Origin of the sequence: Streptomyces poriticola, from assembly GCF_036689765.1 — a bacterium.
Classification (GTDB): Bacteria; Actinomycetota; Actinomycetes; order Streptomycetales; family Streptomycetaceae; genus Streptomyces; species Streptomyces poriticola.
The window spans coordinates 96,105-115,747 of sequence record NZ_JBAGKH010000020.1; the positions used below are offsets into that span (position 1 = coordinate 96,105).

Annotated in this window: 17 protein-coding genes; 2 read left to right on the forward strand and 15 right to left on the reverse strand. The window is 72.2% G+C overall.

The genetic code is table 11. The features are described from left to right. Positions 1-53 precede the first annotated feature (53 nt). Positions 54-986, reverse strand: a complete 933-nt coding sequence (gene fmt, locus V5O46_RS22490) for a methionyl-tRNA formyltransferase (protein ID WP_332886469.1) — start codon at positions 984-986, stop codon at positions 54-56. 226 nt (positions 987-1,212) lie between these two features. Between fmt and V5O46_RS22495 the strand changes: the two genes are divergently transcribed. Further along, positions 1,213-1,761, forward strand: coding sequence for a hypothetical protein (locus V5O46_RS22495; RefSeq protein ID WP_332886470.1), 549 nt, complete (start codon positions 1,213-1,215; stop codon positions 1,759-1,761). 374 nt (positions 1,762-2,135) lie between these two features. Here V5O46_RS22495 and V5O46_RS22500 read toward each other — a convergent pair whose 3' ends face one another. The 14 genes from V5O46_RS22500 to pyrR form a co-directional block, all read right to left on the reverse strand. Continuing rightward, positions 2,136-4,334 carry a primosomal protein N' gene (locus V5O46_RS22500; protein ID WP_332886471.1) on the reverse strand — a complete coding sequence of 733 codons (2,199 nt, stop codon included), beginning with the start codon at positions 4,332-4,334 and terminating at the stop codon, positions 2,136-2,138. 120 nt (positions 4,335-4,454) lie between these two features. Further along, positions 4,455-5,663 carry a methionine adenosyltransferase gene (metK, locus tag V5O46_RS22505; protein WP_332886472.1) on the reverse strand — a complete coding sequence of 403 codons (1,209 nt, stop codon included), beginning with the start codon at positions 5,661-5,663 and terminating at the stop codon, positions 4,455-4,457. A 238-nt stretch (positions 5,664-5,901) separates the two neighbouring features. Next, positions 5,902-7,104 carry a bifunctional phosphopantothenoylcysteine decarboxylase/phosphopantothenate--cysteine ligase CoaBC gene (coaBC, locus tag V5O46_RS22510; protein ID WP_332886473.1) on the reverse strand — a complete coding sequence of 401 codons (1,203 nt, stop codon included), beginning with the start codon at positions 7,102-7,104 and terminating at the stop codon, positions 5,902-5,904. A 105-nt stretch (positions 7,105-7,209) separates the two neighbouring features. Then, the gene (gene rpoZ, locus V5O46_RS22515) at positions 7,210-7,482 is read right to left on the reverse strand and encodes a DNA-directed RNA polymerase subunit omega (RefSeq protein WP_003988945.1); all 273 of its coding nucleotides are present in this window, start codon (positions 7,480-7,482) and stop codon (positions 7,210-7,212) included. 92 nt (positions 7,483-7,574) lie between these two features. Continuing rightward, positions 7,575-8,168 carry a guanylate kinase gene (gene gmk / locus V5O46_RS22520; RefSeq protein ID WP_332886474.1) on the reverse strand — a complete coding sequence of 198 codons (594 nt, stop codon included), beginning with the start codon at positions 8,166-8,168 and terminating at the stop codon, positions 7,575-7,577. 37 nt (positions 8,169-8,205) lie between these two features. Next, positions 8,206-8,529, reverse strand: a complete 324-nt coding sequence (locus V5O46_RS22525) for an integration host factor (RefSeq protein WP_332886475.1) — start codon at positions 8,527-8,529, stop codon at positions 8,206-8,208. Positions 8,530-8,770: 241 nt separating this feature from the next. Then, the gene (pyrF, locus tag V5O46_RS22530) at positions 8,771-9,610 is read right to left on the reverse strand and encodes an orotidine-5'-phosphate decarboxylase (RefSeq protein ID WP_332886476.1); all 840 of its coding nucleotides are present in this window, start codon (positions 9,608-9,610) and stop codon (positions 8,771-8,773) included. Then, positions 9,603-10,715 (reverse strand): quinone-dependent dihydroorotate dehydrogenase, encoded by a 1,113-nt coding sequence (locus V5O46_RS22535; RefSeq protein WP_332886477.1) that lies wholly within the window; start codon positions 10,713-10,715, stop codon positions 9,603-9,605. Before V5O46_RS22535 ends, pyrF begins: the two co-directional genes overlap by 8 nt. A gap of 82 nt (positions 10,716-10,797) precedes the next feature. Continuing rightward, positions 10,798-14,106: a carbamoyl-phosphate synthase large subunit gene (gene carB, locus V5O46_RS22540; RefSeq protein ID WP_332886478.1), complete on the reverse strand. Its 3,309-nt coding sequence runs from the start codon at positions 14,104-14,106 to the stop codon at positions 10,798-10,800. Further along, entirely contained in the window at positions 14,099-15,241 is a 1,143-nt protein-coding gene (gene carA, locus V5O46_RS22545; protein WP_332886479.1) for a glutamine-hydrolyzing carbamoyl-phosphate synthase small subunit, read from the reverse strand. Before carA ends, carB begins: the two co-directional genes overlap by 8 nt. Further along, complete coding sequence (locus tag V5O46_RS22550) at positions 15,238-15,804, reverse strand: PH-like domain-containing protein (RefSeq protein WP_332886480.1); 567 nt, start codon at positions 15,802-15,804, stop codon at positions 15,238-15,240. Before V5O46_RS22550 ends, carA begins: the two co-directional genes overlap by 4 nt. Beyond that, the gene (locus tag V5O46_RS22555) at positions 15,801-17,087 is read right to left on the reverse strand and encodes a dihydroorotase (RefSeq protein WP_332886481.1); all 1,287 of its coding nucleotides are present in this window, start codon (positions 17,085-17,087) and stop codon (positions 15,801-15,803) included. Before V5O46_RS22555 ends, V5O46_RS22550 begins: the two co-directional genes overlap by 4 nt. Positions 17,088-17,092: 5 nt before the next feature. Then, positions 17,093-18,073 carry an aspartate carbamoyltransferase catalytic subunit gene (locus V5O46_RS22560; protein ID WP_332886482.1) on the reverse strand — a complete coding sequence of 327 codons (981 nt, stop codon included), beginning with the start codon at positions 18,071-18,073 and terminating at the stop codon, positions 17,093-17,095. A gap of 101 nt (positions 18,074-18,174) precedes the next feature. Beyond that, positions 18,175-18,753 (reverse strand): bifunctional pyr operon transcriptional regulator/uracil phosphoribosyltransferase PyrR, encoded by a 579-nt coding sequence (gene pyrR / locus V5O46_RS22565; protein WP_332886483.1) that lies wholly within the window; start codon positions 18,751-18,753, stop codon positions 18,175-18,177. 286 nt (positions 18,754-19,039) lie between these two features. Here pyrR and bldD point away from each other — a divergent pair, with 286 nt between their 5' ends. Continuing rightward, positions 19,040-19,543, forward strand: coding sequence for a transcriptional regulator BldD (bldD, locus tag V5O46_RS22570; RefSeq protein ID WP_190206437.1), 504 nt, complete (start codon positions 19,040-19,042; stop codon positions 19,541-19,543). Positions 19,544-19,643 lie beyond the last annotated feature (100 nt).

Below are 19,643 nucleotides of genomic sequence, written 5' to 3' on the forward strand. Positions count from 1 at the left end.
GGATGACGTGCGCCACCAGCCTACGTCGGCGGGGGCGGGCGGCCCGCGGCGCCTCAGCCGCCGAGCCGCTCCCCGTCGGCGATCCGCACCCCGCGCGCCCAGTCGGCCGCCCGCATCGGCTTCTTGCCCTGGGCCTGCACCCACAGCAGCTCCACGGCGTACGACCCGGTGCCGACGTGGACGCTGTTCTTGGCTGCGGACAGCTCGCCGGGGGCCAGGTCCGTCCGGTCGGGGACCGGCGTGAGCTGGATCAGCTTGAGCCGCTCGCCGCGGAACGTGGTCCAGGCGCCGGGGGCCGGGGTGCAGCCGCGCACCACCCGGTCGACGCGCAGGGCCGGGGCGTCCCAGGCGACGTGGGCGTCCTCGACGCCGACCTTCGGGGCGAGGGTGACACCCTCGGCCGGCTGCGGCACGGCCTTCAGCCTGCCGTCCTCGATGCCGTCCATGGTGGCGGCGAGCAGTCCGGCGCCGGCGAAGGCGAGCCGGGTCAGCAGGTCGCCGCTGGTGTCGGTGGGCCGCACGGCCTCGGTGACCGTTCCGTAGACGGGACCGGAGTCGAGCCCTTCCTCGATCAGGAACGTGGACGCCCCGGTGATCTCGTCACCCGCCATGAGGGCGTGCTGCACCGGCGCGGCGCCACGCCAGGCGGGCAGCAGCGAGAAGTGCAGATTGACCCAGCCGTGGGAGGGGATGTCCAGGGCGACGCGGGGCAGCAGGGCGCCGTAGGCGACGACGGGACAGCAGTCGGGCCCGATCTCCCGCAGCCGCTCCAGGAAGCCGGCGTCGCGCGGCCGGGCCGGCTTCAGGACCTCGATCCCGGCCTCCTCGGCCCGCTCGGCGACGGGCGAGGCGATCAGCCGGCGGCCGCGCCCGGCCGGGGCGTCGGGCCGGGTGACGACGGCGGCCACCTCGTGCCGCTCGGAGGCGATCAGGGCGTCCAGGGCGGGAACGGCGACCTCGGGGGTACCGGCGAAGACGAGCTTCATGGATGGGACGGGCCTCTCGGGCGGGGTCGTTGGGGCAACGCACAAGTCTAAGGAGGGACGGCCGTCCGCGACCCCCGGGCCCCACCGCCGAGCAGGGCGCACGCATATGCCGCCACGCCCCCTCCCCGTGACCCGTGGAGCGGTCCCGCGTTGGTCAAGAAAGAGTTGACCAACGGGCCGCCCGGGCAGCCCGATTCCTTTCAACGCCGGTTCGAGAGGCTTGTTCATGGCCGACCACGCAACCCACGACGCCCAGGCTCGGGCCAGCCTGCACCTGCTGGTGCGGGACATCGAGCGGGTCCGCCGGCAGGTGGACGCACTGCGCACGCTCACGGCCCAGCTGGGCAATGTCTACCGCCCGCGCCGCTCCGGCCCCTCCACGGGCTTCGTCGTCTACGGACGTGCTCCCGCCCCGACGGTCCGTCTCGCCCAGGAGCTGCGGGACAGTGTCGAGACCCTGGTGACCGCGGCCGTGGACTTCGACCGCTCGCTCGGTTTCTCGTGGGACGCGGTGGGCTCGGCCCTCGGCGTCACCAAGCAGGCCGTGCACCGCCGCTACGGCGCCCGCCGGGCCGCGGCCCAGGCGGCAGCCCCCGAGCCGGCCGAGCGCACCACGGAGCCGTCCGGCACCCGCACGGTCAACGTGGGTGCGGGTATCTCCTCGGTGCCGACCGTCCCGGCGGCCCGTTCCATGCCGGCCCAGCCGACGGCGGGCAGCCCGTCCCTCCGCGAGGAGGCCAGGCCGACCGCCTTCCCGGGCCCCCGCAACGGCTGACGTCCAGACTCCCGTCCCCGTCACCGTCCGCCCTCCCGGAGCCCTCCGGGAGGGCGGACGTGCGGTAGGGAGGGGGGCCGGGACCGCGGATCGGAGCGATGATGCGGTGGGCGGGCCTCCCGACCAGGGCGGCGGGACGCCAGTAGCGGCATCCGGGCCACGCGGACGGTCTGCGCCGGAAGGGGCGGACGGCTGCCGCACGGGCGACGCGTCTGAGGCCGGCGGGGCAAGTCGGCACGGCAGACGCAGGTCCGGGACGACGGCACCGGAGGCCTCCGGGCCCGGCGGACCGCATCGGGACGCGGCCGCGGTACGCCCGGACGAGCGACTCAACCGTGGGACGAGGGGCGGGGCGCCCGCCGGGGTGGTGCGCCTCAGCCGATGTCCAGCGGGTCGATCCGGATGGCCACCTGCTCCGCTCCCCCGCGGGCCGTCCGGGCCGCCTGGGCCGTCTTGAGCGCGGACGCCAGCGCCGCGCCGCTGCCGGGCGGCACCCTGATCAGCGCCCGCTCCCGGGGGCCGTCGGCCGGTGTCGCCCCCGGCCGACGCCCGGCCCGCTGCCCGGTGTCCGGCACCGGCACCGGTCCCAGCACCTCGGCGTCGGGCGGCAGACCCACCGCGGCGAGGAACTCCGCGAGCACCTCCGGTGTCCCGGTCACCGCCGCCATCCGGGACACCGGCGGAAACCCGAGCTCGGCCCGCTCGGCCAGCTCCCGTGCCGCGTGCCCGACCGGGTCCCACCGCACCAGGGCCTGTACGGGCCGCAGCGACGCCTCGGCGACGATCACGACGGTGCCCCCGGACTCCTGCGGGCGCACCAGCGCCGCCGCCGCGGTCCAGCGCCGCAGGGCGTCCTCCGCGGCTCGCAGGTCCGGCCGGCTCAGCATCGCCCAGCCGTCCAGCAGCAGCGCAGCGGCGTAACCGCCCTCGGCCACGGGCTCGGCACCCGGGGTGCTGACGACGAGTGCGGGCGAGGCGGGGACCGTGTCCAGCACCTGCTCGCGGCCCGAGGTGCGCACCGGCACGGCCGGGAACGCCCGGCCGAGCTCCTCGGCGGTGCGCCGGGCACCCACCACCTGGGCGCGCAGCCGGAAGCCGCCGCACATACCGCAGCGCCAGGCCGGCTCGTCCCGGCCGCACCAGGCGCACAGCAGGGCCGCGTCCCGCTCGGTGGCCTGGAGCGGACCGGCGCAGTGCCGGCACCGGGCGGGCTCCCGGCACCGCTCGCAGGCCAGCCTGGGGACGTAGCCGCGCCGCGGGACCTGTACGAGGACCGGACCGTCACGCAGTCCGTCCCGGGCGGTCTCCCAGGCCATGGAGGGCAGCCGGGCGGCCCGTGCGGCACCGTCGCGCGCGAGGTCCTGGTCGCCGACGGTGCGCACCAGGGGTGCGGTCCGTCGCACCTGGGCCCGGTCTGCGGCGATCGGCGCCGCCCAGCCGCTGCTGACCAGCTGCGCCGCCTCCACCGTGCAGTTCCAGCCGCCCAGCAGGAAGCCGCAGCCACCTCGCGCGGCGCGCAGCTCCAGCACCTCCCGGACATGCGGGAACGGGGCGTTGTCGTCGCTGTGGGCGGCGTCGCCGTCGTCCCAGACCACCGCCAGGCCCAGCTCCCGCACGGGCGCGAACATGGCGGCGCGGGTCCCCACCACCGCACGGACGGAGCCACGGCGCACCGCCAGCCATTCGAGGTAGCGGCGCTCCTGGCCGGCGTCGGCGGTCAGCAGGGCGTGGTGGCCCGGACCCAGCAGCTCGCGCAGCGCCGCGTCGACCCGTGCGGCCAGCCGGCCCGAGGGCACCACGACGAGCGCGCCGCGCCCGGAAGCCAGCGTGGCCTGCACCGCGCGGGCGATCTCCTCGGCCCACTGCGGGCCGGGCAGTGCGGTCCATACCGCGCGGGGAGCCTCCCCGGCGGCCAGGGCGGACAGGAACCCGGGCCCCCGCTCGTACCGGCCCCAGCTGCCCGGCTCCGGGGCGGGCGGCGGGGCGGGTGCCGGCGCCAGAGTACGGCCCTCGGCGCGCGCATGGCGCGGGGGGACCGCCAGCTGGAGCACATCGGCCAGGCTGCCCGCATAGCGGTCGGCCACCGCGCGGGCGAGTGCCAGCAGCTCCGGATCGAGCACTGGCTCGGGCGACAGCACCTGGGCGAGTGCCGCCAGCGGTCCTGCGTAGTCGCTCTCGGCCCGCCGCTCGACGATGAATCCGTCCCGCAGGCCGCCGCCCTCGCGACGGCCCTCGCGCACCTGGTGCGCGCCCGCACCGAACCGCACCCGCACCCGCACACCGGGCTGGGCGTCGGCGTCGAGCTCCTCGGGCACCGCATAGTCGAAGTACCGGTCGAGATGGAGCACGCCCTTGTCGACCAGCACCCGGGCGACGGGCAGCTCCTTGGCCAGCGCGGCGCCCCGCCAGGTGCGCGGCTTCGCGCGCGGCACCGCCGCCTTGCGCACGCTGTCCCGGATGAGCGCGAGCTGCTCCGGCGGGGCGCCCTGCGCACCGCCCTCCCCCGGCCCGGTCCCGGGCCGCTGCTCGGGCCCGTTCTCGGGGTCGTTCTCGGGGCCGTTCTCGCTGCTCACCCTTGCATTCTTACCAAAGCCCACTGACAGCGACGGCGCCCCGGCCGCTCCGGCGGACACAGCGAGACCCGGCGGCCCCGAAGGGCCGCCGGGCCTCGGACGACGGCGTCGCCGCGGGCCTTAGAGACCCGCCGCCTGCCGGAGCGCGTCCACCCGGTCCGTGCGCTCCCAGGTGAAGTCGGGCAGCTCCCGGCCGAAGTGGCCGTAGGCGGCGGTCTGGGCGTAGATCGGGCGGAGCAGGTCGAGATCACGGATGATGGCGGCCGGACGGAGGTCGAAGACCTCGTCGATCGCCTTCTCGATCTTCTCGGCGTCGATCTTGGCGGTGCCGAAGGTCTCCACGAACAGGCCGACCGGCTCGGCCTTGCCGATGGCGTAGGCCACCTGGACCTCGCAGCGGGAGGCGAGGCCCGCGGCGACCACGTTCTTGGCGACCCAGCGCATGGCGTACGCGGCGGAACGGTCGACCTTGGACGGGTCCTTGCCGGAGAAGGCACCGCCGCCGTGCCGGGCCATGCCTCCGTAGGTGTCGATGATGATCTTCCGGCCGGTCAGCCCGGCGTCGCCCATGGGCCCGCCGATCTCGAACCGCCCGGTGGGGTTGACCAGCAGTCGGTAGCTCTCGGTGTCGAGCTTGATGCCGTCGTCGAGCAGCGCCTTCAGCTCCGGCTCCACGACGAACTCGCGGATGTCGGGGGCGAGCAGCGAGTCCAGGTCGATGTCGGAGGCGTGCTGCGAGGAGACGACCACCGTGTCGAGGCGGACGGCCTTGTCGCCGTCGTACTCGATGGTGACCTGCGTCTTGCCGTCGGGGCGCAGGTAGGGGATCGTGCCGTTCTTGCGGACGTCCGACAGGCGCTTGGACAGCCGGTGCGCCAGGAAGATCGGCAGCGGCATCAGCGTCGGGGTCTCGTCGGACGCGTAGCCGAACATCAGGCCCTGGTCGCCGGCCCCCTGCCGGTCCAGCTCGTCCTCGTCGCCCTCGACCCGGGTCTCGTAGGCCGAGTCGACGCCCTGGGCGATGTCCGGGGACTGCGCGCCGATCGACACCGAGACGCCGCAGGAGGCGCCGTCGAAGCCCTTCTTGGAGGAGTCGTAGCCGATCTCCAGGATCCTGCCGCGGACCAGCGTGGCGATGTCGGCGTAGGCCTTGGTGGTGACCTCGCCGGCCACATGCACCAGACCGGTGGTGATCAGCGTTTCGACGGCGACCCGGGAGGCCGGGTCCTCGCGCAGAAGCGCGTCGAGAATGGTGTCGCTGATCTGGTCAGCGATCTTGTCGGGGTGACCCTCGGTCACGGACTCCGAGGTGAACAGGCGACGGGACACAACGCTCCCTGGGGTTGCAGCGGCTGCTGGCTGATCATTGGCGGACGTCGCGGGGAGCTGCACCCGGCGGCGTCCTGGAACAGTTTATCGGTCGCACCGGCCGCGGCCCCACCCGTCTCGACTCTCGGGAAGGCTGTGACCTGCGGCACGGGCATTCTGCCCAATCGGACACTCCCTTGGCCAGGGTCGCCACGCGCGAATGTGGGCGGATCGCGGCGCTCCGGTGCGAATGCGTCAGTCAGCCGAGGCGTTCCGCGACGAGATCCCACACGGTGTCCGCCAGAGCCTCCTTCGGCCCGTGCGGCACGGGCGTCTCGCTGCCGTCGGCGCCGAGCACGACCGCCTCGTTCTCCTCGGCCCCGAAGGTCTTGCGCTCCCCCACCTCGTTGACCACGAGGAAGTCGCAGCCCTTGCGCTTGAGCTTGGCCCGGCCGTTGGCCAGGACGTCGTCCGTCTCGGCCGCGAAGCCGACGACCACCTGCCCGGGCCGGGCGCGGGGAGCGGAGATCTCGGCGAGGATGTCCGGATTGCGCACCAGAGTGATGGGCTCGGGCTCCTGGTCGTCCTTCTTCTTGATCTTCCCGGCCGCGTACACCGCAGGCCGGAAGTCCGCGACCGCGGCGGCCATGACCACCGCGTCGGCGTCCGCCGCGGCCCGCAGCACCGCCTCGCGCAGCTCCACCGCGGTGCCCACCGGCACCACGTCCGCCCCGGCCGGGTCGGGCAGCGAGGTGTTGGCCGCGATCAGCGTGACCCGGGCACCCCGTGCGGCGGCGGTGCGGGCGAGGGCGTAGCCCTGCTTGCCGGAGGAGCGGTTGCCGAGGAAGCGGACCGGGTCGAGGGGCTCGCGGGTGCCGCCGGCGCTGATGACGACATGGCGGCCGGCCAGGTCCGGCCCGGCGGCGCGGCGGGCGATGACGCGCCGGCAGGTCTCGAAGATCTCGGCCGGGTCGGGCAGCCGGCCCTTGCCGGTGTCGATGCCGGTGAGGCGGCCGACGGCCGGTTCGACGACGAGCACGCCGCGGCGGCGCAGTGTCGCCACGTTCTCCCGGGTGGCCGGGTGCTCCCACATCTCGGTGTGCATGGCGGGGGCGAGGACGACCGGGCAGCGGGCGGTGAGCAGGGTGTTGGTGAGGAGGTCGTCGGCGAGGCCGTGGGCGGCCTTGGCGAGCAGGTCGGCGGTGGCCGGGGCGACCACGACCAGGTCGGCCTGCTGCCCGATGCGCACGTGCGGGACCTCGTGCACGTCGTCCCACACCTCGGTGGAGACCGGGTTGCCGGACAGGGCGGACCAGGTGGCGGCGCCGACGAAGTGCAGGGCGGAGGCGGTGGGGACGACCCGGACGTCGTGCCCGGACTCCGTGAGTCTGCGCAGCAGCTCACAGGCCTTGTAGGCGGCGATGCCGCCGCTGACCCCCAGAACGACCTTGGGCTTGTCCACCGTCTCTCCCCGGGAACCTCGAAGAACGTATGCACCCATCACACACCACAGGCCCGGCAGCTGGGCTGCCGGGCCTGTGGAAAAGCCAGCTGAAAGCTGAAGATACTACTGCGCCGGGCCCTCGACGGCCTCGGACGTCAGCAGCCCCGCGTTGATCTCGCGCAGCGCGATCGAGAGCGGCTTCTCGTGGACGTGGGTGTCGACGAGGGGACCGACGTACTCGAGGAGACCCTCGCCGAGCTGCGAGTAGTACGCGTTGATCTGGCGGGCCCGCTTGGCCGCGTAGATCACGAGGCTGTACTTCGAGTCGGTGGCCTCGAGGAGCTCGTCGATCGGCGGGTTGATGATGCCCTCGGGCGCGGAGATGGAAGAGGACACGCTCTACCTTCCGATGGTGGGGAAAGAATCTCGGTCCGGGTGATCGGTCACACCGTCCCCGACAGGATTCCGGGACGGCCTTGCGGTCACGATCACACGACGTTCACCAAGGCTAGCAGCTCGCGGGCCACGTCCTCGACGGAGGTGTTGACCAGGGTCAGGTCGAACTCCGGCTCGGCGGCCAGTTCGGTCCTGGCCGCGGCCAGCCGGCGCTCGATCACCTCGGGCGGCTCGGTGCCCCGCCCGGTGAGCCTGCGCACCAGCTCGTCCCAGGAGGGTGGGGCCAGGAACACCAGCTGGGCCTCCGGCATGGACTCGCGAACCTGCCGGGCGCCCTGAAGATCGATCTCCAGCAGCACGGGTTCGCCCGCCTCCAGCCGCTCCAGCACGGCCGCGCGCGGCGTGCCGTAGCGGTTGCCGGCGAACTCCGCCCACTCCAGCAGCTCACCGTTGGCGATCAGCTTGTCCATCTCCTCGTCGGTGACGAAGAAGTAGTGGACTCCGTGCTGCTCACCCGGGCGGGGCCCCCGGGTCGTCGCCGACACCGAGAGCCAGACCTCGGGGTGTTGCTTGCGCATATGGGCGACGACCGTGCTCTTGCCGACCCCCGAGGGGCCGGAGAGCACGGTCAGCCGCGGACGTGAATCCGGGGGTACCGGGGTCGCCCCCCGGGGTGTTGCAGCCATGCAGCGATTATTCCAGCAATACCGGGGTGGTCCGGACTCAGCTGCCGGTGCTGCCGAACTCACGCTCCAGGGAGGCGATCTGGTTGGAGCCGAGGCCGCGCACACGACGGCTCTCGGAGATGCCCAGCCGCTCCATGATCTGCTTGGCGCGGACCTTGCCCACGCCGGGCATGGACTCCAGGAGGGCGGAGACCTTCATCTTGCCGATGACGTCGTTCTCCTGGCCCTGCTTGATGACCTCGTGGAGGGAGGCGCCGGAGTGCTTCAGTCGATTCTTGACCTCGGCCCGCTCCCGGCGAGCCGCGGCGGCCTTTTCGAGCGCGGCTGCGCGCTGTTCGGGGGTAAGGGGCGGAAGAGCCACGCCTACGTCACCTCGGATGTCGAACTGTCGGATACGGACCGGTGAGGAACCTAGTCGCCCCACACCTGGGGAGCCACGAGCAACACGCTTGCCCGTTCTCTCGTCGGAGACTAGCGGTCAAGTCCGCCAGAGTCAGCGAGAACAGCGGAAAAGTCCTGGTCAGCCTCCGTAAGGACAGACATTTAGGACATATTGCCTCGGATTTTCGCCGCTATCCAGACCCAGCAGCCGCTCCGTGGGCTCAGGCGGGGGCCACCGCGGCCCGGATCTCCTCGGCGAACCGCTCGGCGGACGCGCGCAGCGCTCCGACCTCGGGCCCGTGCCGCAGCACGCCCCGGCTGACGTTCGGCAGCACGTTGCGCACGGCCGCTCCGAAGACCCGGGGAAGGTCCGCCGGGGTGGCGCCCTGCGCACCGATGCCGGGCGCCAGCAGCGGGCCGTTGATCGCCAGGTCGTACGACGACAGGTCGCCGAGGGTGGCACCGACCACCGCGCCGAACGAGCCCAGCGGCTCCTCCCCCGCGTTCTCCGCCGCCAGGTGCGCCAGCATCGTCGCCCCGATGCTGCGGCCGTCGGCCCGGAGCGCGTGCTGCACCTCGCTGCCCTCGGGGTTGGAGGTCAGCGCCAGCACGAACAGCCCGGCGCCGTTCTCACGGGCGGTGTCGACGGCCGGCTTCAGCGAGCCGTAGCCCAGGTACGGCGAGACGGTCAGCGCGTCCGAGAACAGGGGTGCGTCCTTGTGCAGGAAGGACTCGGCGTAGGCGGCCATGGTCGAGCCGATGTCGCCGCGCTTGGCGTCCATGACCACCAGCGCACCGGCCGCCCGCGCCGCCTCGACCGACCTCTCGAGCACGGCGATGCCGCGCGAGCCGAAGCGCTCGAAGAAGGCGCTCTGCGGCTTGAGCACGGCGACCCGGTCGGCCACCGCCTCGACCACCGTGCGGCTGAACCGCTCCAGGCCCTCGACGGTGTCGTCCAGCCCCCACTCGGCGAGGAGTGAGGCGTGCGGGTCGATGCCGACGCACAGCGGGCCACGCTCGTCCGTGGCGCGGCGCAGCCGCGCACCGAAGGGCTCAGTCATGGGTGGCCTTCCTCACATCGGCACCGACCGCGTCGGCGAGCGTGGCGTGCGGGCTCTGCCGCAGGCGCGCACCGAGCCCCTTGTGCAGGGAGCGGGTCCAGAAGGGGCCCTCGTAGATGAACGCGCTGTAGCCCTGGACCAGCGTGGCCCCGGCGAGGATGCGCTGCCAGGCGTCCTCGGCGGACTCGATGCCGCCGACCCCCACCAAGGTGATCCGGTCGCCCACGCGCGCGTAGAGGCGGCGCAGTACCTCGAGGGAGCGCGCCTTGAGCGGGGCCCCGGACAGACCACCGGTCTCCTCGACCAGGGCCGGCGGGGAGGCCAGCCCGAGTCCCTCGCGCGCGATGGTGGTGTTGGTGGCGATGATCCCGTCCAGGCCGAGCTCTACGGCGAGGTCCGCCACCGCGTCGACGTCCTCGTCGGCGAGATCCGGCGCGATCTTGACCAGGAGCGGCACCCGGCGGGTGGTCACCACCCGGTCGGCGGCCTCGCGGACGGCGGTCAGCAGCGGGCGCAGGTGGTCCACCGCCTGGAGGTTGCGCAGTCCGGGCGTGTTGGGCGACGACACGTTGACGACGAGATAGTCGGCGTACGGGGCCAGCCGCTCGGCGGACTTGACGTAGTCGCCGACGGCCTCCTCCTCGGGGACGATCTTGGTCTTTCCGATGTTGACGCCGACGACCGTCCGGAACACGGCCGTGCGGGAGGCGAGCCGGGCGGCCACGGCCAGGGAGCCGTCGTTGTTGAAGCCCATGCGGTTGATCAGTGCCCGGTCCCCGACCAGGCGGAACAGCCGCTTCCTGGGGTTGCCCGGCTGCGCCTCCCCGGTGACCGTGCCGATCTCGACGTGGTCGAAGCCGAGCATGGCCATGCCGTCGACGGCGACGGCGTTCTTGTCGAAGCCGGCCGCGAGCCCGAAGGGGCCGTGCATCCGCAGGCCGAGGGCCTCGGTGCGCAGCTCGGGGTGACGGGGGGCGAGCACGGCGGCCAGGAAGGTGCGCAGCACGGGGATGCGGGCGGCCCGGCGGATCCAGCGGAAGGCCAGGTGGTGGGCCTGCTCCGGGTCCATGCGGGAGAAGACGAGCTGGAAGAAGATCTTGTACATGTGTCCTCGTGAAGCCTCGTGGGGCTCATCAGGCGTGGGGCTCATGAAGAGGGGGACACCGTTTCCGGTGTCCCCCTCGGGGCTAGTCGCGGGCGGCGGTCAGGAACTCGGCGTGTTCCTGCAGCGAGCGCACTCCCACGTCGCCGTGGTTGAGTGCGTCGATGCCCTGGACCGCCGCCGCGAGCGCCTGGACCGTCGTGAGACACGGCACCGACCGCGCCACGGCCGCCGTACGGATGTCGTAGCCGTCGAGCCGGCCGCCGGTTCCGTACGGGGTGTTGACGATGAGATCGACCTCGCCGTCGTGGATGAGCTGGACGATGGTCCGCTCGCCGTTCGGTCCGGTGCCCTCGGACTGCTTGCGCACCACGGTGGCGTGGATGCCGTTGCGCTTGAGCACCTCGGCCGTGCCGGAGGTGGCCAGCAGCTCGAAGCCGTGGGCGACCAGCTCCCGGGCCGGGAAGATCATCGAGCGCTTGTCGCGGTTGGCGACCGAGATGAACGCCCGTCCCTTGGTGGGCAGCGGACCGTAGGCCCCGGCCTGCGACTTGGCGTACGCGGTGCCGAAGACGGAGTCGATGCCCATGACCTCGCCGGTGGAGCGCATCTCCGGGCCGAGCACCGTGTCGACACCGCGGCCGCGGATGTCCCGGAAGCGGGACCACGGCATCACGGCCTCCTTGACGGAGATCGGCGCGTCCAGCGGCAGCTCGCCGCCGTCGCCGGTGGCCGGGAGCAGCCCCTCGGCGCGCAGCTCGGCGATGGTGGCGCCGAGGGAGATCCGCGCGGCCGCCTTGGCCAGCGGCACCGCGGTCGCCTTCGAGGTGAAGGGCACGGTGCGGGAGGCTCGCGGGTTGGCCTCCAGGACGTAGAGGATGTCGCCCGCCATCGCGAACTGGATGTTGATCAGCCCGCGGACGCCGACGCCGGCGGCGATGGCCTCGGTGGAGGTGCGCAGCCGCTTGATGTCGAATCCGCCCAGCGTGATCGGCGGCAGGGCGCACGCCGAGTCGCCTGAGTGGATGCCGGCCTCCTCGATGTGCTCCATCACACCGCCGAGGTACAGCTCGTGGCCGTCGTAGAGCGCGTCGACGTCGATCTCGATGGCGTCGTCGAGGAACCGGTCGACCAGGACCGGCCGGGAGGGGCTGATCTCGGTGGACTCGGCGATGTACGCCTCCAGCCGGGTCTCGTCGTAGACGATCTCCATGCCGCGTCCGCCGAGCACGTACGACGGCCGGACCAGGACCGGGTAGCCGATCTCGTCGGCGATCGCCTTGGCCTCGCCGAAGGTGGTGGCGGTGCCGTGCTTGGGGGCGGGCAGCCCGGCCTCCCCGAGGACCCGGCCGAAGGCGCCGCGGTCCTCGGCGGCGTGGATGGCCTCCGGGGAGGTGCCGACGATCGGCACGCCGTTGTCCTTCAGCGCCTGCGACAGGCCCAGCGGGGTCTGCCCGCCGAGCTGGACGACGACGCCCGCGACCGGGCCGGCCTGCTGCTCCGCGTGGACGATCTCCAGGACGTCCTCCAGGGTGAGCGGCTCGAAGTAGAGCCGGTCGGAGGTGTCGTAGTCGGTGGAGACGGTCTCCGGGTTGCAGTTGACCATCACGGTCTCGTACCCGGCGGCGCTGAGCGCGAAGGAGGCGTGGACGCAGGAGTAGTCGAACTCGATGCCCTGGCCGATGCGGTTCGGGCCGGAGCCCAGGATGATCACCGCCGGCTTCTCGCGCTGTGCGACCTCGGTCTCCTCGTCGTAGGAGGAGTAGAAGTACGGGGTCCGCGCGGCGAACTCGGCGGCGCAGGTGTCGACCGTCTTGTAGACCGGGCGGAGGCCGAGGGCGTGCCGGACCTCGCGGACGACGTCCTCGCGCAGCCCGCGGATCTCGCCGATCTGGTGGTCGGAGAAGCCGTGCCGCTTGGCCTCGGCGAACAGGTCGGCGGTGAGCTCGGGCGCCCCGGCCAGCTCGTCGGCGATCTCCTTGATCAGGAAGAGCTGGTCGACGAACCAGGGGTCGATCTTCGTGTGCTCGAAGACCTCCTCGGGCGTGGCGCCCGCGCGGATGGCCTGCATGACGGTGTTGATCCGGCCGTCGGTGGGGCGGACGGCCTCCGCGAGCAGGGCGGACTTCTCCCCGGGCGCGCCGACGAACGTGAACTGGCTGCCCTTCTTCTCCAGCGAGCGCAGCGCCTTCTGGAAGGCCTCGGTGAAGTTCCGGCCGATGGCCATGGCCTCGCCGACCGACTTCATGGTGGTGGTCAGGGTGGAGTCCGCGCTGGGGAACTTCTCGAAGGCGAACCGCGGGGCCTTGACGACCACGTAGTCGAGGGTCGGCTCGAAGGAGGCCGGGGTCTCCTGCGTGATGTCGTTGGGGATCTCGTCGAGGGTGTAGCCGACGGCCAGCTTGGCGGCGATCTTGGCGATCGGGAAGCCGGTCGCCTTGGAGGCGAGCGCGGACGAGCGCGACACGCGCGGGTTCATCTCGATGACGATCACGCGGCTGTCGGCCGGGTTGACGGCGAACTGGATGTTGCAGCCGCCGGTGTCGACGCCGACCTCGCGGATCACGGCGATGCCGATGTCGCGCAGGATCTGGTACTCGCGGTCGGTGAGCGTCATCGCCGGCGCGACGGTGATCGAGTCGCCGGTGTGCACGCCCATCGGGTCGAAGTTCTCGATGGAGCAGACGACCACGACGTTGTCGTGCTTGTCCCGCATCAGCTCCAGCTCGTACTCCTTCCAGCCGAGGATGGACTCCTCCAGGAGCACCTCGGTGGTCGGCGACAGGGTGAGGCCCTGCCCGGCGATGCGGCGCAGCTCCTCCTCGTCGTGGGCGAAGCCGGAGCCGGCGCCGCCCATGGTGAACGAGGGACGGACGACGACCGGGTAGCCGCCGAGCTCCTCGACGCCCTTGAGGACGTCGTCCATGGAGTGGCAGATGTAGGACCGGGCGGACTCGCCGTGGCCGGTCTTCCTGCGGACCTCCTCCACGACCTCCTTGAACTGGTCGCGGTCCTCGCCCTTGTGGATCGCCTCCACGTTGGCGCCGATCAGCTCCACGCCGTGCTCGGCCAGCACACCGTTCTCGTGCAGCGAGATGGCGGTGTTGAGCGCGGTCTGGCCGCCCAGGGTGGGCAGCAGGGCGTCGGGGCGCTCCTTGGCGATGATCTTCTCGACGAACTCGGGGGTGATCGGCTCCACATAGGTGGCGTCGGCGATCTCCGGGTCGGTCATGATCGTCGCCGGGTTGGAGTTGACCAGGACGACCCTCAGGCCCTCGGCCTTCAGGACCCGGCACGCCTGGGTGCCGGAGTAGTCGAACTCGGCGGCCTGGCCGATGACGATCGGGCCGGAGCCGATGACCAGGACGGACTGGATATCGGTGCGCTTAGGCACGCTGGCCCTCCATGAGCTTCACGAAGCGGTCGAACAGGTACGCGGCGTCGTGCGGGCCCGCTGCCGCTTCGGGGTGGTACTGGACGCTGAAGGCCGGCTTGTCGAGCAGCCGGAGGCCTTCCACGACGTTGTCGTTGAGGCAGACGTGGGAGACCTCGGCGCGGCCGTAGGGGGTGTCGGAGACCTGGTCGAGCGGGGCGTCGACGGCGAAGCCGTGGTTGTGCGCGGTGACCTCGACCTTGCCGGTCGTGCGGTCCTGCACGGGCTGGTTGATGCCGCGGTGGCCGTACTTCAGCTTGAAGGTGCCGAAGCCGAGGGCGCGGCCCAGGATCTGGTTGCCGAAGCAGATGCCGAACAGCGGGGTTCCGCGCTCCAGGACGCCCTGCATCACGGAGACGGGGTGATCGGCGGTGGACGGGTCGCCGGGGCCGTTGGAGAAGAACACACCGTCCGGGGCGACGGCGTACACGTCGTCGAGCGTGGCGGTGGCGGGCAGTACGTGCACCTCGATGCCGCGCTCGGCCATGCGGTGCGGGGTCATGCCCTTGATGCCGAGGTCGACGGCGGCGACGGTGAAGCGCTTCTCCCCGATCGCCGGGACGACGTACGGCTCGGTGGTGGCGACCTCGGCGGACAGGTCGGCGCCTGCCATCTCGGGGGCCTGACGGACCTCGGCGAGCATGGTGCCCTCGTCGGGCAGCGCGTTGCCGGAGAAGATGCCGACGCGCATGGCGCCGCGCTCGCGCAGGTGCCGGGTGAGGGCGCGGGTGTCGATGCCGCTGATGCCGACGACGCCCTGGTGCCGCAGCTCGTCGTCGAGGGAGCGGCGCGAGCGCCAGTTGGACGGCACGCGCGCGGGGTCGCGCACCACGTAGCCGGAGACCCAGATCCTCTTCGACTCGGGGTCCTCGTCGTTGACGCCGGTGTTGCCGACGTGCGGGGCGGTCATCACGACGACCTGGCGGTGGTACGACGGGTCGGTGAGGGTCTCCTGGTAGCCGGTCATGCCGGTGGAGAAGACGGCTTCGCCGAAGGTGGACCCCACGGCCCCGTAGGCACGGCCGCGGAAGATCCGGCCGTCCTCCAGGACGAGTACGGCGGGAGTCTTGCCGGCTCCCCGGGTGGAGGTCGTCATCGTGCGCCTTCCGTTTCCGTCTTGTCGATCATCTGGTTCAGGGTGTCGACCCATACGGCGTGCTCGGCCGCGTGGTCGGCGCGGAAGCCGGAGTCGATCAGCTCGTCCCCGTGCGCCCAGGTCAGGACCAGCAGGCCGCCCTCGGTGAGCACCTTGCCCGCGATGCCCTTGTCCAGCCGGACCTCGCGGAGCTGCGCCACCGGGATGAAGAAGTCGGCGGCGCCGGGGCGTACGACGTCGACTCCCGCGTCCGTCAGGGTGAGCTCGGCCCGGCTGCGGGTGCCCAGGCCGTGCGCCACGATGCGGTCCAGCCACTGCCCGGCGGTGGTGGAACCGTGGTAGCGGCCCTCCATCGTCAGTCTGGCGGCACCCGGCTCGTCGGGCGCGCCGGGAAGCTCCGGCAGGTCGCCCTGGAGGGTGCCGCGCCACTTCCAGCCCTCGCGCATCAGCCAGTAGACGAGCGCGACGAACAGTCCGAGTCCGACGACCCAGCCGATGCGGGCGGCCCAGTCGGTCACTTCCGCCGATTGCTTCTCGGCGGCGAGCAGAAGTACAGGTGTCACGTGAGCTTCCCGTCGACGAGCGTGGCCTTGCCCCGCAGCCACGTGTGCGTCACACGGCCCGGCAGCTCTCGCCCCTCGTAGGGGGTGTTGCGGCTGCGCGAGGCGAAGCCCGCGGGGTCCACCTGGCCACGGTATGCCGTGTCGACGAGGGTGAGGTTGGCGGGCTCACCTGCCGAGACGGGACGGCCCTGGCCGGTGGCCTGTCCGATCTGCGCAGGCCTGGCGGACATCCGGTCGGCGACGCCGGCCCAGTCCAGCAGGCCCGTGTCGACCATGGTCTCCTGGACCACTGACAGTGCGGTCTCCAGGCCGACCATGCCCATGGCGGCGGCGGCCCACTCGCAGTCCTTGTCCTCGTGCGGGTGGGGGGCGTGGTCGGTGGCGACGATGTCGATGGTGCCGTCGGCGAGGGCCTCGCGCAGCGTGTGCACGTCGCGCTCGGTGCGCAGCGGCGGGTTGACCTTGTACACCGGGTTGTACGTCCGGACCAGCTCGTCGGTGAGCAGCAGGTGGTGCGGGGTGACCTCGGCGGTGACGTCGATGCCGCGGGACTTGGCCCAGCGGACGATCTCGACACTGCCCGCCGTGGACAGGTGGCAGATGTGCACCCGCGATCCGACGTGCTCGGCGAGCAGCACGTCCCGCGCGATGATCGACTCCTCGGCGACGGCCGGCCAGCCGCCCAGGCCCAGCTCGGCGGAGACGACGCCCTCGTTCATCTGGGCGCCCTCGGTCAGCCGCGGCTCCTGCGCGTGCTGGGCGACGACACCGCCGAAGGCCTTCACGTACTCCAGCGCCCGGCGCATGATCACGGCGTCGTGGACGCACTTGCCGTCGTCGGAGAAGACGGTGACGCCGGCCGCGGACTCGTGCATGGCACCCAGCTCGGCGAGCTTGCTGCCCTCCAGGCCGACGGTGACGGCGCCGATGGGCTGGACGTCGCAGTAGCCGGACTCCCTGCCGAGCCGCCAGACCTGCTCGACGACGCCGGCGGTGTCGGCGACCGGGAAGGTGTTGGCCATGGCGAACACGGTGGTGTAGCCGCCGGTCGCGGCGGCACGGGTGCCGGTGAGCACCGTCTCGGAGTCCTCGCGGCCGGGCTCGCGCAGGTGGGTGTGGAGGTCGACCAGGCCGGGGAGCAGCACCTTGCCGCCGGCCTCGACGACCTCCGCGCCCTCGGCGGACAGACCGGTGCCGACCCGGGCGATGGTCTCGCCGTCGACCAGCACGTCCTGCGGCTCGCCGCCGAGCACCCTCGCACCGCGGATCAGGGTCTTGCTCATCGGTCTCACTTCTCCTCGGTGGTTCGGGCGTGGGTGACGGCGGGCTCGTTGCCGCCCAGCAGCAGGTACAGGACGGCCATGCGGATGGAGACCCCGTTCGTGACCTGCTCGACGGCGGTGCAGCGGCCGGAGTCGGCGACCTCTGCGGTGATCTCCATGCCGCGGACCATCGGGCCGGGGTGCATCACGACGGCGTGCTCGGGCATCCGGGCCATGCGGTCGCCGTCCAGGCCGTAGCGGCGGGAGTACTCGCGCTCGGTCGGGAAGAACGCCGCGTTCATCCGCTCGCGCTGGACGCGCAGCATCATCACGGCGTCGGACTTGGGCAGGGTGCTGTCCAGGTCGTAGGAGACCGCGCAGGGCCAGGTCTCGATGCCGACCGGCAGCAGGGTCGGCGGGGCGACCAGGGTGACCTCGGCGCCGAGGGTGTGCAGCAGGTCGACGTTGGAGCGGGCGACCCGGCTGTGCAGGACGTCGCCGACGATCGTGATGTGCCGGCCGGCGAGATCCTGGCCGAGCCCGGCGTCCGGGCCGGTCAGCCGACGGCGCATGGTGAACGCGTCCAGCAGCGCCTGGGTCGGGTGCTGGTGGGTGCCGTCACCGGCGTTGATCACGGCGGCGTCGATCCAGCCGGAGTTGGCCAGCCGGTACGGGGCACCGGAGGCGCCGTGCCGGATGACGACGGCGTCGACGCCCATGGCCTCCAGCGTCTGGGCGGTGTCCTTCAGGGACTCGCCCTTGGAGACGCTGGATCCCTTGGCGGTGAAGTTGATGACGTCCGCGGAGAGCCGCTTCTCGGCGGCTTCGAAGGAGATCCGGGTGCGGGTGGAGTCCTCGAAGAAGAGATTGACGACGGTGCGGCCGCGCAGGGTCGGCAGCTTCTTGATCGGCCGGTCGGCGACCCGGGCCATCTCCTCGGCGGTGTCGAGGATCAGGACTGCGTCGTCGCGGGTGAGGTCGGCGGCCGAGATGAGATGGCGCAGCATCTTTCAGGCTCCGTAGGGCAGTTCATTCTGGAGAACAGGAGAATTCGGGCATGCGGGGGCGCGTGGCGGCAGCCGCGGTGCGGTGGCGTACGCCGCCGGGTCTACCGCTGCGCGCCCGGAGCGGCCGGCTTGGCACCGAGCAGGACGGTGTCCCGACCGTCCTCCTCGGAGAGCTGGACCTTGACCGTCTCCCGCAGCGACGTGGGGAGGTTCTTGCCGACGTAGTCGGCGCGGATGGGCAGTTCGCGGTGGCCGCGGTCGACGAGGACCGCGAGCTGGACCGCGCGGGGCCGTCCGATGTCGTTCAGAGCGTCGAGGGCGGCGCGGATGGTGCGGCCGGAGAAGAGCACGTCGTCGACGAGGACGACCAGGCGCCCGTCGATGCCGTCACCGGGGATCTCGGTGCGGGCCAGCGCACGCGGCGGGTGCATGCGCAGGTCGTCGCGGTACATGGTGATGTCGAGTGAGCCCACCGGAATCTTGCGCTCGGTGATCTGCTCCAGCTTGACGGCGAGCCGCCGGGCGAGGAAGACGCCCCGGGTCGGAATACCGAGGAGCACCACGTCGTCGGCACCCTTGGCGCGTTCGACGATCTCGTGGGCGATGCGGGTGAGCACCCGCGCGATGTCGGGCCCCTCGAGCACGGGCCGGGCATCGGACTGTGTGTCCTGCTTGTCCATACGAGACGGACCTCCTTCTCCGCCTCACGGGACGGACCTTAAAGGACGTCGGAATTGCGCTCCCCACGGTAGCAGGCGGGGTCGGTCCCGCTGGTCACCCCCCTGTCACCCGGTCGGCCGCCCCCTGTCACCCGATCGGTGGAGCGGGATGTCGATACCACGGAAGAGTCGGTGCGGACCATTCGGCTTGACGCAGCAGAGTAACGCTGCGTAACCTCACAGTGAGTTACCAACCGCGCGGCATGGAACCGAGCCGGCCGCGTCGACCCAGTGTCCGGGGAGCCATATGTCCAGCGAATACGCCAAACAGCTCGGGGCCAAGCTCCGGGCGATCCGCACCCAGCAGGGCCTTTCCCTCCACGGTGTCGAGGAGAAGTCCCAGGGACGCTGGAAGGCCGTGGTCGTCGGTTCGTACGAGCGCGGGGACCGCGCGGTGACCGTGCAGCGCCTCGCCGAGCTGGCGGACTTCTACGGCGTTCCCGTGCAGGAGCTGCTTCCGGGTACCACCCCCGGTGGCGCCGCCGAGCCGCCGCCGAAGCTGGTCCTGGACCTGGAGCGGCTGGCCACGGTGCCGGCCGAGAAGGCGGGCCCCCTGCAGCGCTATGCGGCCACGATCCAGTCGCAGCGCGGTGACTACAACGGCAAGGTGCTCTCGATCCGCCAGGACGACCTGCGCACCCTCGCCGTCATCTACGACCAGTCGCCCTCGGTGCTCACCGAGCAGCTGATCAGCTGGGGCGTGCTGGACGCGGACGCGCGCCGTGCAGTGGCGTCCCACGAGGAGGTCTGAGTCCTCCACCGCCAGCAGAAACGTGCCGCCGGGGCGGCCGGGCCCGGGTGGGCTCCGGCCGCCCCGGCGGCGTCTTCCCTCCCGTGGCCAGGGCCGGGGG